Source organism: Mycobacterium florentinum, from assembly GCF_010730355.1.
GTDB lineage: Bacteria > Actinomycetota > Actinomycetes > Mycobacteriales > Mycobacteriaceae > Mycobacterium > Mycobacterium florentinum.
Map to the genome: position 1 here is coordinate 5082827 of NZ_AP022576.1, position 15048 is coordinate 5097874.

16 protein-coding genes are annotated in these 15048 nt (G+C 68.2%); 10 read left to right on the top strand and 6 right to left on the bottom strand.

Features of this window, described 5'->3' with window-relative positions; translation table 11 throughout:
• Positions 1-61: 61 nt before the first annotated feature.
• Complete coding sequence (locus G6N55_RS24185) at positions 62-730, bottom strand: O-methyltransferase (protein WP_085221261.1); 669 nt, start codon at positions 728-730, stop codon at positions 62-64.
• Positions 731-932: 202 nt separating this feature from the next.
• Between G6N55_RS24185 and sigE the strand changes: the two genes are divergently transcribed.
• The 4 genes from sigE (at position 933) to tatB (ending at position 4291) form a co-directional block, all read left to right on the top strand.
• Complete coding sequence (gene sigE / locus G6N55_RS24190; RefSeq protein WP_085221260.1) at positions 933-1688, top strand: RNA polymerase sigma factor SigE; 756 nt, start codon at positions 933-935, stop codon at positions 1686-1688.
• A gap of 118 nt (positions 1689-1806) precedes the next feature.
• Positions 1807-2202 carry an anti-sigma E factor RseA gene (gene rseA / locus G6N55_RS24195; protein WP_085221034.1) on the top strand — a complete coding sequence of 132 codons (396 nt, stop codon included), beginning with the start codon at positions 1807-1809 and terminating at the stop codon, positions 2200-2202.
• A gap of 146 nt (positions 2203-2348) precedes the next feature.
• Positions 2349-3875 carry a serine protease HtrA gene (gene htrA, locus G6N55_RS24200; RefSeq protein WP_085221033.1) on the top strand — a complete coding sequence of 509 codons (1527 nt, stop codon included), beginning with the start codon at positions 2349-2351 and terminating at the stop codon, positions 3873-3875.
• Positions 3875-4291, top strand: a complete 417-nt coding sequence (gene tatB, locus G6N55_RS24205) for a Sec-independent protein translocase protein TatB (RefSeq protein WP_085221032.1) — start codon at positions 3875-3877, stop codon at positions 4289-4291. Before htrA ends, tatB begins: the two co-directional genes overlap by 1 nt.
• A 78-nt stretch (positions 4292-4369) precedes the next feature.
• Here the strand turns inward: tatB and G6N55_RS24210 are convergent, their stop codons facing one another.
• From G6N55_RS24210 to G6N55_RS24230, 5 genes are all read right to left on the bottom strand, one after another.
• Positions 4370-5527 carry an Mrp/NBP35 family ATP-binding protein gene (locus G6N55_RS24210; RefSeq protein ID WP_139826721.1) on the bottom strand — a complete coding sequence of 386 codons (1158 nt, stop codon included), beginning with the start codon at positions 5525-5527 and terminating at the stop codon, positions 4370-4372.
• Between the two features lie 46 nt (positions 5528-5573).
• Positions 5574-6869, bottom strand: coding sequence for a lytic transglycosylase domain-containing protein (locus G6N55_RS24215; protein ID WP_085221030.1), 1296 nt, complete (start codon positions 6867-6869; stop codon positions 5574-5576).
• A gap of 172 nt (positions 6870-7041) precedes the next feature.
• Positions 7042-7551 (bottom strand): DUF1003 domain-containing protein, encoded by a 510-nt coding sequence (locus G6N55_RS24220; RefSeq protein ID WP_085221029.1) that lies wholly within the window; start codon positions 7549-7551, stop codon positions 7042-7044.
• A complete protein-coding gene (locus G6N55_RS24225; protein WP_085221028.1) occupies positions 7548-8858 on the bottom strand; it encodes a magnesium transporter MgtE N-terminal domain-containing protein in 1311 nt (436 codons plus the stop codon). The genes G6N55_RS24220 and G6N55_RS24225 overlap by 4 nt, the downstream gene beginning before the upstream one ends.
• 59 nt (positions 8859-8917) lie before the next feature.
• Positions 8918-9487 carry a DUF4190 domain-containing protein gene (locus G6N55_RS24230; RefSeq protein WP_085221027.1) on the bottom strand — a complete coding sequence of 190 codons (570 nt, stop codon included), beginning with the start codon at positions 9485-9487 and terminating at the stop codon, positions 8918-8920.
• Between the two features lie 86 nt (positions 9488-9573).
• On the opposite strand from G6N55_RS24230, the gene G6N55_RS24235 reads away from it, so the two are divergent.
• Genes G6N55_RS24235 through G6N55_RS24260 form a run of 6 tightly spaced genes read left to right on the top strand, consistent with a single transcriptional unit; the run spans position 9574 to position 15015 of the window.
• A complete protein-coding gene (locus G6N55_RS24235) occupies positions 9574-10101 on the top strand; it encodes a general stress protein (RefSeq protein ID WP_085221026.1) in 528 nt (175 codons plus the stop codon).
• 12 nt (positions 10102-10113) lie between these two features.
• Complete coding sequence (locus G6N55_RS24240; protein WP_139826720.1) at positions 10114-11523, top strand: extracellular solute-binding protein; 1410 nt, start codon at positions 10114-10116, stop codon at positions 11521-11523.
• Positions 11520-12416, top strand: coding sequence for a carbohydrate ABC transporter permease (locus tag G6N55_RS24245; protein WP_232078825.1), 897 nt, complete (start codon positions 11520-11522; stop codon positions 12414-12416). Before G6N55_RS24240 ends, G6N55_RS24245 begins: the two co-directional genes overlap by 4 nt.
• Positions 12406-13236 (top strand): carbohydrate ABC transporter permease, encoded by an 831-nt coding sequence (locus G6N55_RS24250; RefSeq protein ID WP_085221024.1) that lies wholly within the window; start codon positions 12406-12408, stop codon positions 13234-13236. Before G6N55_RS24245 ends, G6N55_RS24250 begins: the two co-directional genes overlap by 11 nt.
• A 4-nt stretch (positions 13237-13240) precedes the next feature.
• Complete coding sequence (locus G6N55_RS24255; protein ID WP_085221023.1) at positions 13241-14413, top strand: ABC transporter ATP-binding protein; 1173 nt, start codon at positions 13241-13243, stop codon at positions 14411-14413.
• Positions 14410-15015, top strand: coding sequence for a suppressor of fused domain protein (locus G6N55_RS24260; protein WP_085221022.1), 606 nt, complete (start codon positions 14410-14412; stop codon positions 15013-15015). The genes G6N55_RS24255 and G6N55_RS24260 overlap by 4 nt, the downstream gene beginning before the upstream one ends.
• Positions 15016-15048: the final 33 nt, after the last annotated feature.

Sequence of the window (15048 nt, forward strand, 5' to 3'; positions counted from 1 at the left end):
CACGCAACACCGAACCCCCGGCTGGCCGGGCGCTCGTGCGGAGCGGCGAGTGCCCGGCCGGCTAGTCGCGGACGGCGGCCAGCACGCCGTCACCCAGCGGCACCAGCGCGGGCGTCAGCCGCTCGTCCTCGGCGATCAACCGGGCCGCCTCCCGAACCGCGACCACGTCGGCGTCTCGCGCCGCGGGATCGCCGGCGCGCCCGCCCAGCGCCGAGCCGTGCACGACGATGATCCCGCCGGACCGCAGCAGCCGCACGCCCTCGACGACGTAATCGGGCTGGTCGATCGGGTCGGCGTCGACGAACACCAGGTCATAGGACTCGTCGGCGAGCCGGGTGAGGACCTCCTGGGCCCGGCCGCTGATCAGCCTGGTGCGCGACGGGCCGATGCCGGCTTCGGAGAAGGCCTGCTTGGCCAGCCGCAAATACTCGGGCTCGATGTCGATCGTGGTCAGCACACCGTCGTCGCTCATGCCCGACAGCAGCCAGAGTCCGCTGACCCCGGCGCCGGTGCCCACCTCCGCGACCGCCTTGCCGCCGCTGAGCTTGGTCAGCAGGCTCAGCAGGGCGCCGACGGCCGGCGTCACCGCCCGGGCGCCGATGTCGACGGAACGTTCGCGCGCGCCGGCCAGAATCGCGTCCTCGGATATCGACCCCTCCGCGTGTGCGGAGAGCAATTCGGCCCGACTGGGGGCCGCCTGGCCGGGGGTTTCTTCCTCGGTGCCGTCCATGCCCGCAGCGTATTGCATGGCGGCGCACAGTTTGTCAGGCGCGCCTGAGCCGGGCGGTTTCCGACACGCCCGGGACGGCCGGCGCCGCCTAAGTCACTTCGTTGCGGATATGCCCTGCTTGCGCCAGGTAACGATAAGGTTTCTCAGCCAAACCTCAGATTGCTCCTATATCGCCCATACGCCGATGCGCGACGGTGTCGGTATGGAACGTGGAGGACGTTGGGCGGGGAATACAGATTGGCGACTTCGTGTTGCCGCTGAAAACGAGCTGCCGTCACTCGGCAGGGCAAATTATGCGGAGGATTCGATCAACACCACTCTCTTGAGCCCGAGCACCATGTCGCACGCCCAGGAACTCCCGGACGACGAATGGGTCGAGCAGGCCGAGGGGTTGCAGGGCACGGCGGTGTTCGACGCAACCGGGGACAAGACCACCATGCCGTCCTGGGACGAGCTGGTGCGTCAGCACGCCGACCGGGTGTACCGGCTGGCCTACCGGCTCTCGGGTAACCAGCAAGACGCCGAGGACCTCACCCAGGAGACATTCATCCGGGTCTTTCGGTCGGTGCAGAACTATCAGCCCGGGACATTCGAGGGCTGGCTGCACCGCATCACCACCAACTTGTTCCTCGACATGGTGCGCCGGCGCACCCGCATCCGGATGGAAGCGCTGCCGGAGGACTACGACCGGGTCCCGGCCGACGAGCCCAACCCCGAGCAGATCTATCATGACGCGCGCCTTGGGCCGGACCTGCAGGCCGCGCTGGATTCGCTGCCGCCGGAGTTTCGTGCCGCGGTAGTGCTGTGCGACATCGAGGGCCTGTCCTACGAGGAGATCGGCGCCACCCTGGGCGTCAAGCTGGGCACCGTTCGCAGCCGGATCCACCGCGGACGTCAGGCTTTGCGCGACTACCTGGCCGCGCATTCCGAGCCGGAAACTCCCGCCAAATCGGCTTAGTCCGGTTCATGGCACGGCCCACGGGCCGATAATCATGCGATTTCGCAAGATCCATGGCGGTGCTGGGCACCTAGTCGCGCTACATTCGAGGGGTACGTGGCAGCGAAAGGAGCTGGTGATGGCCGACCGGGGACATGTGTTCCGCCGCGCGTTCTCCTGGCTCCCGGCCCAGTTCGCCTCCCAGAGTGATGCGCCGGTCGGCGCGCCGCGTCAATTCGGCTCGACCGAGCATCTGTCCGTCGAAGCGATCGCCGCGTTCGTCGACGGTGAGCTGCGGATGAACGCCCACTTGCGGGCGGCCCATCACCTCTCGCTGTGCCCGCAATGCGCGAGCGAAGTCGACGATCAGAGCCGGGCGCGGGCCGCGCTGCGCGACTCCCACCCGATCCGCATCCCGAGCACCCTGCTCGGAATGCTGTCGGAGATCCCGCACTATCCGCCCGACGACACGCCCTCGCGGGCGTCCGACCGTTTCGCTGACCGCGATGTGCGCGACCAGCGTAAGCGCCGGTAGCGCTCGGGTTGCCCCAGCTCGTGGGTTCATGCCGACCGGTTAGCGACCGTGGATACTAGGGTGGACACGGACAATTCTGTGCCTGGTGCTCGCCCTGGACAGGGGCCCTGTGCGAGGCCCGTTTCGAGCACTCAAGTAGAGGATTCATGACCGCCGACCAAGGCTTTGATCAGGGGAAAGACGGCGGCGACAACGGAGCCAACCGGCTGGCGCCGCGCCCCATTTCCCGGCCGCCGGTCGACCCCGCATCGCGTCAGGCCTTCGGTCGCCCCGACGGGCTGCAGGGATCGTTCGTCGCGGAGCGAGTGCGCCCGACGAAATACCGCGAGCAGGGCGAGTTCAGTCCGCACGATCAACGCCGCGACCCGGTGCTGGAGGAGGCCTTCAGCAAGCCGGTCGGCGGCACCGAGACATTGCAGCGCCACCCCGTCGACGCCACCGCGCTGGCGGCCGAGCAGAACGGTTACGACGAGGACGCGTCGGACGATCCGTGGCGGGACCCGGGCGCCGCGGCGGCGCTGGGAACCCCGGCCGTCGCCCAGACCACCGCGCACACGCCGTCGGGGTACGGCGGCAAGCTGGGCGTGCGCGACGTCCTGTTCGGCAAGAAGGTGTCCTACCTCGCGCTGGCCGTCCTGTTCGTCGTCGCGCTGGCCATCGGCGCGGTCGGCGGGCTGATCGGCAACAAGACCGCCGAGGTCGTCGAAGCCTTCACCACCTCCAAGGTGACGCTGGCGACCAACAACAACACCGAAGAGCCCGCGGGCCGCTTCGCGAAGGTGGCGGCCGCGACCGCCAATTCGGTGGTGACCATCGAGTCGAAGAGCGAACAGGAAGGCATGCAGGGTTCCGGCGTCGTCATCGACGGCCGCGGCTACATCGTCACGAACAACCACGTGATCTCCGAGGCCGCCAACAACCCCAGCCAGTTCAAGACGACCGTGGTGTTCAACGACGGTAAGGAAGTGCCCGCCAACCTGGTCGGCCGCGACCCGAAGACCGACCTGGCCGTGCTCAAGGTCGACAACGTCGACAATCTGAGCGTGGCGCGGCTCGGCGACTCCGACAAGGTGCGCGTCGGCGACGAGGTGATCGCCGCGGGTGCACCGCTCGGCCTGCGCAGCACCGTGACGCACGGCATCATCAGCGCACTGCACCGCCCCGTCCCGCTGTCGGGCGAGGGATCTGACACCGACACCGTCATCGACGCCCTGCAGACCGACGCCTCGATCAACCACGGCAACTCCGGTGGTCCGCTGATTGACATGGACTCTCAGGTGATCGGCATCGACACAGCAGGAAAGTCGTTGTCCGACAGCGCAAGTGGGCTGGGTTTCGCGATCCCGGTCAACGAGGTCAAGGCGGTCGCGCAGACGCTGATCAAAGACGGCAAGATCGTGCACCCGACGCTCGGCGTCAGCACCCGCTCGGTGAGCAACTCCATCGCCGCCGGTGCCCAGGTCGCCAACGTGAAGGCGGGCAGCCCGGCACAAAAGGGCGGAATCCTGGAGAACGACGTCATCGTCAAGGTCGGTAGCCGCAAGGTCGCCGACGCCGACGAGTTCGTCGTCGCCGTGCGCCAGCTGAGCATCGGGCAGGACGCGCCGATCGAGGTGGTCCGCGATGGCCGCAACGTCACCCTGACCGTCAAACCCGACGCCGACAGCGGCTGATGTTCGCCAATGTCGGCTGGGGGGAGATGCTCGTCCTCGTCGTGGTCGGGCTGGTAATCCTTGGCCCGGAACGGCTTCCGGGCGCGATTCGCTGGGCGTCGACCGCGTTGCGGCAGGCCCGCGACTACCTCAGCGGCGTCACCAGCCAGCTGCGCGAGGACATCGGCCCCGAGTTCGACGACCTGCGCGGCCCGCTGAGCGAGCTACAGAAACTGCGGGGCATGACGCCGCGGGCGGCGCTGACCAAACACCTGCTGGACGGCGACGATTCGCTGTTCACCGGCAATTTCGAGCGGCCGGTCAACGGAGCCGCGGCGCAGCCGCCGCCCTCGGAACCGGCAGCGAGGCCGAACGGGAGCCCGACGTTCGGGGTCGGGCAGCAGGGCCCGGCGCCGTTCGACACCGACGCGACCTGAACACCTCGCGAGCGTCAGCGCACTGTTAATGCGGGGCCCGAAATCGCGGCCTGCTTACGCTCGCGGCGCGTAACGGTCTTACTTTCGGGTCGGGTCGAGCCCCAGCGATACGCCCGCCAATCCCCGCTTTCGCGACGACAGCTTGTCGGCGACGCCGCGCAACTCCTTGCCCACCGGCGAATCCGGTGCGCTGAGCACGATCGGTACGCCGGAATCACCCGCGGCGACCAGCGCCGGGTCCAGCGGGATCTGGCCCAGCAGCGGCACGTCGGCGCCCACCGCGCGGGTCAGGCGCTCGGCGACCTGCTTGCCGCCACCCTCGCCGAACACCTGCATGGTCGAGCCATCCGGCAGCACCAGCCCGGACATGTTCTCGACGACACCGACGATGCGCTGGCGGGTCTGCAGCGCGATGCTGCCGGCCCGTTCGGCGACCTCGGCGGCGGCCAGCTGCGGCGTGGTCACGACCAGGATCTCCGCGTTGGGGATCAGCTGCGCCACCGAGATCGCGATGTCGCCGGTGCCGGGCGGCAGATCGAGGAGCAGCACGTCCAGATCGCCCCAGTAGACGTCGGCCAGGAACTGCTGCAACGCCCGGTGCAGCATCGGCCCACGCCACACCACCGGGGTGTTGCCCTCGGTGAACTGGGCGATCGAGATGACCTTCACCTCGTGGGCGATCGGCGGCAGGATCATCGACTCGACCTGGGTGGGCCGGTCGGTGGTGCCCATCATCCGGGGGACGGAATGGCCGTGGATATCGGCGTCGAGCACGCCGACCGACAGGCCGCGCGCGGCCATCGCGGCGGCCAGGTTGACCGTGACGCTGGACTTTCCGACGCCGCCCTTGCCCGACGCGACGGCGTAGACCCGGGTCAGCGAGCTGGGCTGGGCGAACGGGATGACGGGCTCGCTGGCGTCGCCGCGCAACTGCTTGCGCAGCTCGGTGCGCTGCTCGTCGTTCATCACGTCCAGGCTGACCTTCACCGCCCCAGTGCCGGGGACGTCCGCGACGGCCTGGCTGACCCGCTCGCTGATTTCGGTCTTCTTGGGACAGGCCTCGGTGGTCAGGTAGATCCCGACGTGTACGCCGCCGTCGGGCTGGATGTCGATGCTCTTGACCATGCCGAGTTCGGTGATGGGACGCCGCAATTCGGGGTCGATCACCTTGCCCAGCGCGGCGCGAACGGCGGCGGTGCGGTCGTCTTGCGAACCAGAGGAGTCATGGCGGGACATCACCGCCGAGTGTAGGCGGGCTCGGCTATTGACCGGCTGGCAGGCGTCAGCCGGCCGGAGTGGGCGCCTGTTGCGCGGCGGGCGCCTGGGCCGCCGGTGCGACCGGCGGTGGCGGTGCGACCGGCGGTGGCGGTGCGACCGGCGGTGCCCACGGCGGGGCGGCGTTCGGCGGGGCCATCGGCCCAAACGGTTGCGGTCCCAGCTGCGGCGCACCCGGCGGCGGGGTCGAGTTGATGCAGATCACCGTGCACCCGGGCATGTGCCCCTGCGTCGGCACCTGGGCGGGGGGCGTCATCCAGGGGAACATCGGCGACGACGGGTTGAGCTGCTGCGGCTGGCCGGTCAGGTCGATCAGCGGCATCCGTGCGTACGGGTCGTCTTGGGGCAGGCCGATCATGTTGATCGGCAGACCGGGCCCGAGCCCCTCCGGGTTCTCGTCGTGCGCGTTGCCCAGCGGCGGGGGCGGTCCGGTGATCGGCGGCAGGTCGACCGGGACGACGCCGGTGGCGTAGGCCGCGGCCCAGCCCAGCACGTTCTGGGCGTAGGCAGTCGAATTGTTGTAGCGCAGGATCGCGGCCATGACCCCGGCGGGGTCGCGCAGGTTCAGCCCGCCGCTGCACAGGTAGCGGGCGGCCGTCAGGGTGGAGTCGAACAGGTTCTGCGGGTCGGCTATGCCGTCGCCGTCGCCGTCGGCGGCGTAGCGCGCCCAGGTGCCGGGCAAGAACTGCATGGGCCCCATCGCGCGGGCGTACGTGACGCGATTGCCGACGCTGCTGGAGATGATGACCTCGTTGCCGGGCAACGTGCCGTCCAGCGAGGGGCCGTAGATCGGGGTGACCGCGGTGCCGCGGGCGTCGACGGCGCCGCCGCTGGCGTGCCCGGACTCGATGCGCCCGATACCGGCCAGCAGGTTCCAGCTGACGCCGCAGGCCGGGTCGGACACGGCCATCTTCTGTTCGGCGTTGCGGTAGGCGGTCAGCGCCATCATCGGAATGCCCAGTGCGCCAGGCGCATTCACCACCCTAGGTGGTGGCGGTGCCGAGGTGGCGCCCGCCGCGACGTGGAACGCCGTCGGCGCCCGATCGATCGCGATGACGACCGGACCGGACAGATCGGGGACGCTGGGAGACACGGCGGCGACCGGAGTGATGACCGCATGCACCGACGGGATGGGGCTCTTACCGTGTCCGCGTAGCGGCTCGGGCGTGGCGCCGACCGCGCCCGCGAACACCAACGGACTGATCACGGCGACGCTGAATACCTGTGCCCGGGTTACCGGAAGCCCCCGCTTCCGCACCGCCGCAACGGCCCGGCGTGCACCCAAGCGACCCCCTATGCGCACTCCACCGTCCTATGTGTGTGGGCCGCCGGGGGCCCTGTGAGCTGCTGGAAACCTGCTCTTAGCTTCGTGAACTAGATCACCATACATAACTCTTGTTACGGGAGTGGCGCAATGGTGGATTCGGTATTCACGGGGATCTCTTAGTGGTCGGCCGCTGGTCTGAACCGGGTGATCACCGGCGCGACGGCGGCTCCTCCATCGGGATGTGCTTGTCCGGGCCGGTCAGCAGGGTACGCAGTTCTTCCAGCTCGTCGCGCAGATATTCGCGCGTGACGACCTCGCCGATCGCCAGCCGCAGCGCGGCCAGCTCACGGGTCAGGTACTCGGTGTCGGCCTTGGTCTGGGCGGCGCGACGACGATCCTCTTCGAGTGCGACCCGGTCCCGGTTCTCTTGGCGGTTCTGGGCCAGCAGGATCAGCGGCGCGGCATAGGCGGCCTGAGTGGAGAAGGCCAGATTCAGCAGGATGAACGGGTACGGGTCGAAGCGCAGACTCGCGGCGGCCAGGTTGATCGCGATCCACACGATCACGATGACGGTCTGGATCAGCAGGTAGCGGCCGGTGCCGAAAAAGCGCGCGATGGCTTCGGTGCTCTGCCCGACTGTCTCGGGGTCCACTCGCAGCGAGAGCCCGCGCGAGGTCCGCGGGGTGTACAGCCGTCGCATCGCCGGCGATTTGCTCACGGGGCCCCCTCGATTGCTTCGGCACCTCGGACCGCGGCGGTGAGCTCTTGGGCGTGCGCGCGCCAGTCGTGTGGCAGCAAGTGATCGAGCAGGTCGTCCACGGTGACAGCCCCGAGCAGGTGGCGTTGATCGTCGACGACGGGTCCGCACACCAGGTTGTAGGCGGCGAAGTAGCGCGTCACGGACGCGAGGGTGGTCTCCGGGGCCAGGGTGAGCAGGTCACTGTCGACGATTCCGCCGACCAAGTCGCTCGGCGGTTCGCGCAGGAGCTTCTGCAGCGAGACGCAGCCCAGGTACTTCCCGGTGGGCGTAGCCGTCGGTGGACGCGTCACGAACACCATCGACGACAGCGCGGGGGTGAGGTCGGGATCGCGGACCAGGGCCAGCGCCTCGGCCACCGTGGTGTCGGCGGTCAGCACCACCGGGTCGGAGGTCATCAACCCGCCCGCGGTGTCCGGAGAGTGTTTCAAAAGCCTTCGCACCGGGGCGGATTCGTCGGGGTCCATCCGGGCCAGCAGCAGCTCGGCATCGGTCGGATTCAGCTCGCCGAGCAGGTCGGCGGCATCGTCGGGGTCCATCTCCTCGAGCACGTCGGCCGCGCGCTCGGTGCCCAGGTGCGACAGCGCATCGGCCTGCTCCGACTCGGGCAACTCCTGCAGGATGTCGGCCAATCGCTCGTCGCTCAGGGCGGTGAACACCTCGGTGCGCCGCTTGACCGGCAGCCCGCGAATGGCGTCGGCGACGTCGACCGCGCGGCGACCCTCGAATTGGTTGAGCAGTTGCGCGACCGCCTGCCCGGGCATCGCCAACGCCGACGGCGTCAGCCCGTGCACGCTTTGCCAGTCGACCACGTGCGCCGGGCCGCGGCGGCCGAGCCGACGCTGGCTTCGCACCGCGATCCTGGTCACCAGCCAGTCGCGGGTCCGGGATTGCTCGATGCCGAGATCGGTGATCACGACGTCGCGCCCGACCAGCTCCGGGAGTTCGGGGTCGTTGACCGTGACGGGGGTGTCGAGGATCTGACCGATCGCCAGCACCTCGCCCGGACGCTGTTCGAAGTGGCGCAGTGACACGCTTCCGGTGTTCAGGGTCACGGCGTTGGGCTCGATCGCGGCGACCCGCAGAATCGGGATGAAGATGCTGCGGCGGGTGGCCAAATCGACGACCAGGCCCAGCACCCGCGGTTGCTGGCGCACGATGCTGATGCTGATCACGACATCGCGGATGCGCCCGAAGTTTTCGCCCATCGGCCCCAACACCAACATCCGCGCCAGCCGCGCCACGTACACCCTGTTGACCGATGCCATGGGAGAGAGCCTAGGCAGCCCGTCGCGCGATGGCAGCGAACAGGCTCTGGCGTGCCCGGCTAATGGGAATGCACCGCAAAAATCATCACGATCAGAGCCACCACCAAGGTTGCGATGCCGATCACAATGCCCGCGACGGCCATGCCGTATCCGTCCTGGCGGGTCCGCTTGATCTGGTCGATCGCGATGGTGCCCAGCACGATGGCCACGATTCCGCCGACGCAGCAGAACAACCCGGTGAACGACGAGATCAGCGCGGCGATCGCCATCCCGTTCGTGCCGGACCGGACGGCCTCAGCCGACCAGTAATCGCCCGGATAATCCGGTGCCGGGTAATAGCCGCCGGGATACGGCGGGGGACCGTAGTTCGGTGGGGGGCCGCCGAATTGCGCCGGCCCCGGCGGGTAGGACGGGCCACCGGGCGGCTGCTGGTAGCCGAACGGCGGGGTGCCCGGCGGGTAGTCGAGCACGTATCCGGGCGGCGGGTACGGCGGCGGCGGATAGTCGGCCGGCGGCGGTGCTCCCGGGGAATCCCACGGCGTTGCCCATCCTGGCTGCTCAGGGCGCTGCCCGCCGGCGGCATGCGGATCCGCGGCGTCTTCGCCACTGGCGCCGCCGGGAGCTGTCATGGTGTTCAACCTAGCCTGCAGGCTGGCTCGATAGGGTGGGAGGGCCGAGGTGAAACTACCGCCTCGGCGTAGGAGAATGAGCGCTGATGACTAGTCCTTTCCAGCCCGGCCAAGTGCCCGGCGCAACGCCGACCGGCGGGGCCGCGGGACGGCGCGGTGTGCCGCAGTTGCCGACTCCGCCCAAGGGCTGGCCGGTGGGCTCCTATCCCACCTACGCCGAGGCGCAGCGCGCCGTCGACTACCTGTCCGAACAGCAGTTCCCGGTGCAGCAGGTGACCATCGTCGGCGTCGATCTGATGCAGGTGGAACGGGTCACCGGCCGGCTGACATGGCCCAAGGTGCTCGGCGGCGGTGTGCTCAGTGGGGCCTGGCTCGGGCTGTTCATCGGGTTGGTGCTCGGCTTCTTCAGTCCCAGCCCGTGGGGCGCGCTGGTGACCGGTTTGGTCGCCGGGGTGTTCTTCGGTTTGATCACGTCCGCTGTTCCCTATGCAATGGCCCGTGGCACAAGGGATTTCAGTTCGACAATGCAGTTGGTCGCCGGCCGTTACGATGTCCTCTGCGATCCGCAGAACGCCGAGAGGGCTCGGGATTTGCTTGCGCGCCTGGCGATCTGACGGCCGGATAATTTGGTGCCGAGTCGCCACGGGCCGGTGCGCCGAGTAGGCGCAATCGTGCTGGCGATGCTGAGCATCGCGCTGTCCGGCTGCGGGTCCGGCCACGGCGGGGTGGTGATCACCTTCTACACCCCGGCCGCCGACGGCGCGACGTTCGACGAAGTGGCCCGGCGCTGCAGCCAGGATGCCGATGGCCGGTACACGGTCGCGCACATCAGCCTCCCCAGAGCCCCCGGCGCGCAGCGGTTGCAATACGCCCGCCGGCTTGCGGGCCATGACCGCACGCTGGACGTGATGTCGCTGGACGTCGTCTGGACCGCGGAGTTCGCCGAAGCGGGCTGGGCGCTGCCGCTGTCCGACGACCCGGCCGGCCGGGCCGAGGCCGACGTGAGCGTCGACACCCTGCCGGGCCCACTCGCGACCGCGGTCTGGAAACACCAGCTCTACGCCGCGCCCATCACGACCAACACCCAATTACTGTGGTATCGGCCGGATTTGGTGCATCAACCGCCACACGACTGGAACGGCATGGTCGCCGAGGCCACCCGGTTGCACGCCGCGGGCCGGCCCAGCTGGATCGCCGTGCAGGCCCACGAGGATGAGGGTCTGGTGGTGTGGTTCAACACGCTGCTGGTCAGCGCGGGCGGCCAGGTGCTCTCCGAAGACGGTCGCCACGTCACGCTGACCGATACGCCCGCGCACCGGGCCGCCACCGTCAGCGCGCTGCGAATCCTCAAGGCGGTGGCCACCGCCCCGGGAGCCGACCCGTCGATCACCCGGACCGACTCCAGCACGGCGCGACTGGCCGTCGAACAGGGCAACGCCGCGCTGGAAGTCAACTGGCCCTACGTATTGGCGTCGATGCTGGAGAACGCGGTCAAGGGTGGCGTGAACTTCCTTCCGCTCAACCAGAATCCGGCGCTGGCCGGCAGCATCAACCAGTTCGGCAGTTTCGCGCCCAGCGACGAACAGTTCGAAATCGCCTATCAAGCCAGCCAAAAGGTGTTCGGCTTCGCGCCCTACCCCGGTGTGGTGCCGAACCGGCCGGCCAAGGTGACGATCGGCGGGCTGAACCTGGCGGTGGCCAGCACGACTCGGCACCGGGCCGAAGCCTTCGAAGCCATCAGGTGCCTGCGCAGCTTGGCGAACCAGAAGTACATCTCGATCGGGGGCGGTCTGCCGGCGGTGCGGACGTCGGTCTACTCCGACCCGCAATTCCAGACCAAGTATCCGATGTACACGATCATTCGCCAGCAGTTGACCGATGCCGCGGTGCGCCCCGCAACGCCGGCCTACCAGGCGATGTCCATCCGGCTGGCGGCGGCACTGAGCCCCATTACCGAGATCGATCCGGAGCAAACGGCCGAGGAGCTCGCCGCGCAGGTGCGCAAGGCCATCGACGGGAAGGGGCTGCTGCCGTGAGTCGCGTGCCCCAACTCCGGAATCGCCCGCCCGAGCAACGACTGGCCTTCCTCCTCGTGGCGCCCGCGGCGACCCTGATGCTGGCGGTGACGGCCTATCCGATCGGTTACGCGATCTGGCTGAGCCTGCAGCACAACAATCTGGCCACCCCCGACGACACCAGGTTCATCGGTCTGGCCAATTACCAAACGATCCTCAGCGACCGGTATTGGTGGACGGCGCTGGCGGTGACGCTGACCGTCACGGTGGTCTCGGTGTCGCTCGAGTTCGTGCTCGGCCTGGCGCTCGCCCTGGTGATGCATCACACCCTGATCGGCAGGGGCGTGGTTCGCACCGCGGTGCTGGTGCCGTACGGCATCGTGACCGTGGTCGCCGCCTACAGCTGGTACTACGCTTGGACGCCGGGCACCGGCTATCTGGCCAACCTGCTACCGCACGGCAGCGCGCCGCTCACCGCGCAGATCCCGTCGCTGGGCATCGTCGTCCTCGCCGAGGTCTGGAAGACGACGCCGTTCATGTCGCTGCTGTTGCTGGCCGGGTTGGCGCTGGTGCCAGAGGATTTGCTGAAAGCCGGGCAGGTCGACGGCGCCGGCGCCTGGCGGCGGCTGACCCGAATCATGCTGCCGATCATCAAGCCGGCGGTCGTGGTCGCGCTGCTGTTCCGGACCCTGGACGCCTTTCGCATCTTCGACAACATCTACGTGCTGACCGAGGGCAACAACAACACCGGCTCGGTGTCGATCCTGGGCTACGACAACCTGTTTGAAGGCTTCGACGTCGGCCTCGGTTCGGCGATCAGCGTGCTGATCTTCGTCTGTGTGGGCATCATCGCGCTGATCTTCATCAAGGTGTTCGGCGCCGCGGCCCCGGGCGGTGACGTCGATGGGCGCTGACGCGCGGCGCACCGCGATGTGGGCGGTCGTCAACACCGCGGTCGTGGTGTATGCGCTGCTACCGGTGCTCTGGATTCTCAGTCTGTCCCTCAAGCCGACGTCAACAGTCCGGGACGGCAAGCTGATTCCGTCGTCGGTGACGCTGGAAAACTATCGCGGGATCTTCCGCGGCGACGTCTTCACCTCGGCGCTGATCAACTCGATCGGAATCGCGTTGACCGCCACCGCGATCGCGGTGGCCCTCGGCGCGATGGCGGCCTACGCGATTGCCCGGCTGAGCTTTCCCGGCAAGCGGGTGCTGATCGGCTCCACGCTGCTGATCACCATGTTCCCGGCGATCTCCTTGGTCACGCCGCTGTTCGAAATCGAACGCTGGGCCGGGCTTTTCGACACCTGGCCCGGACTGATCCTGCCCTACATCACCTTTGCGTTGCCGCTTGCCATCTACACGTTGTCGGCATTCTTCCGGGAGATCCCCTGGGATCTGGAGAAGGCAGCCAAGATCGACGGGGCCACGCCGGCGCAGGCCTTCCGCAAGGTCATCGTCCCGCTGGCGGCGCCCGGGCTGGTCACCGCGGCGATCCTGGTGTTCATCTTCGCCTGGAACGACCTGCTGCTGGCGCTGTCGCTGACCGCCACCAAGGCGGCGATCACCGCGCCGGTGGCGATCGCGAACTTCGGGGGCAGCTCGCAGTTCGAGGAACCAACCGGATCAATCGCGGCCGGTGCCATGGTGATTACGGTGCCGATCATCGTGTTTGTTCTAATCTTCCAACGACGGATTGTCGCCGGGTTGACCTCAGGCGCCGTGAAGGGATAGCGCGATGGCCGAGATTGTGCTGGAGCACGTCAACAAGAATTACCCCAACGGGCACACGGCGGTGCGGGACCTGAACCTCACCATCGCCGACGGCGAATTCCTGATCCTGGTCGGCCCGTCCGGGTGCGGCAAAACCACCACGCTGAATATGATTGCCGGCCTTGAGGATATCTCGTCGGGCGAGCTGCGGATCGGCGGCGAACGAGTCAACGAGAAGGAGCCCAAGGACCGCGACATCGCGATGGTGTTCCAGTCCTATGCGCTGTACCCGCACATGACCGTTCGGCAGAACATCGCCTTCCCGCTGACCCTGGCGAAGATGAAGAAGGCCGACATCGCGCAGAAAGTCGAGGAGACGGCGAAAATCCTTGACCTGAGCGAACTTCTGGACCGCAAGCCCTCCCAGTTGTCAGGTGGGCAACGGCAGCGGGTCGCGATGGGCCGGGCCATCGTGCGTCACCCGAAGGCGTTTCTGATGGACGAGCCGCTGTCCAATCTGGACGCCAAACTTCGGGTGCAGATGCGCGGCGAGATCGCCCGGCTACAGCGCCGGCTGGGCACCACCACCGTCTACGTCACCCACGACCAGACCGAGGCGATGACGCTGGGTGATCGGGTCGTGGTGATGCACGGCGGTGTCGCCCAGCAGATCGGCACGCCCGGGGAGCTCTACGAGCGTCCGGCGAATCTGTTCGTCGCGGGGTTCATCGGCTCGCCGCCGATGAACTTCTTCCCCGGCACCCTGACGTCGGCCGGACTCACGCTGCCCTTCGGTGATGTGATGCTGACCCCGGAAGTCCAGGATGTGGTTGCCGGGCACCCGAAACCGGAAAACGTCATCGTCGGGGTGCGCCCCGAGCACCTGCTGGACGCGGCGCTGATCGACGGCTACCAGCGCATCACGGCGACGACCTTCGAGGTGAAGGTCGACCTGGTCGAATCGCTCGGGGCCGACAAGTACGTGTACTTCACCACCACCGGATGCGACCTGCATTCGGCGCAACTCGACGAGCTGGCCGCCGAGTCGGAGGTAGTCGAAAACCAGTTTGTGGCACGGGTTCCCGCCGAGTCGAAGGCGCTGATCGGCCAGTCGGTCGAATTGGCCTTCGACACCGCTAAACTCGCCGTGTTCGACGCCGATTCCGGAGCGAACCTGACCCTGCCTGCGGGACAGTGACGCAGCTCCTGGACCAGGTACGGGCGCACCTGCGCGACCACTTCGCGAACGCCGGACAGTGGGGCGAGCCCGATTCGGCGAGCGTGACATTCCTGGGGACCGAGCCCATGGAGGTGCTGCGCTTTCGCGCGAAAGACGGCTTGGTGCAGTACGTGTCGCTGGGGTGCTCGCGCCACCCGATGGGCGATCCCACCGAGATCGTCGTCGACCCGCAGCGCGGCCCGCGCGCCGAGATCGTGCTCCGTCTGCGAAATCCCGGGCCGGCCACCGGAATTGCCCGCAGCCTGGCGATACTGGCGGCCTCGCCGGCCGTCGACGGTGTGGTGCTCGTCCCTAACGCGCTGATCGATCTCGGCTCGCCGCTGTGGGAATTGCCGTCGCAACGGGTGCCCTTCACGGCTGTTCTGTTGGGCCGCAGCGACATTGCGGATCTACCGCTCGAGCCGCCGCGCGACCCGGTGGTGTTTCTCTCCGCGACGCCGATCACCGCGACCGAGGCGGCGTGGGTGCGGCTCAAAGGCGCCGAGGCCATGCGGCAGGCCTGGGAGACCGACGGCGTCGACGTGCTGGACCCGAATCGCCACGCGGCGCAACCGAACTGACGCCGAGCGACTACGTGTCGAGTGTGCACACTC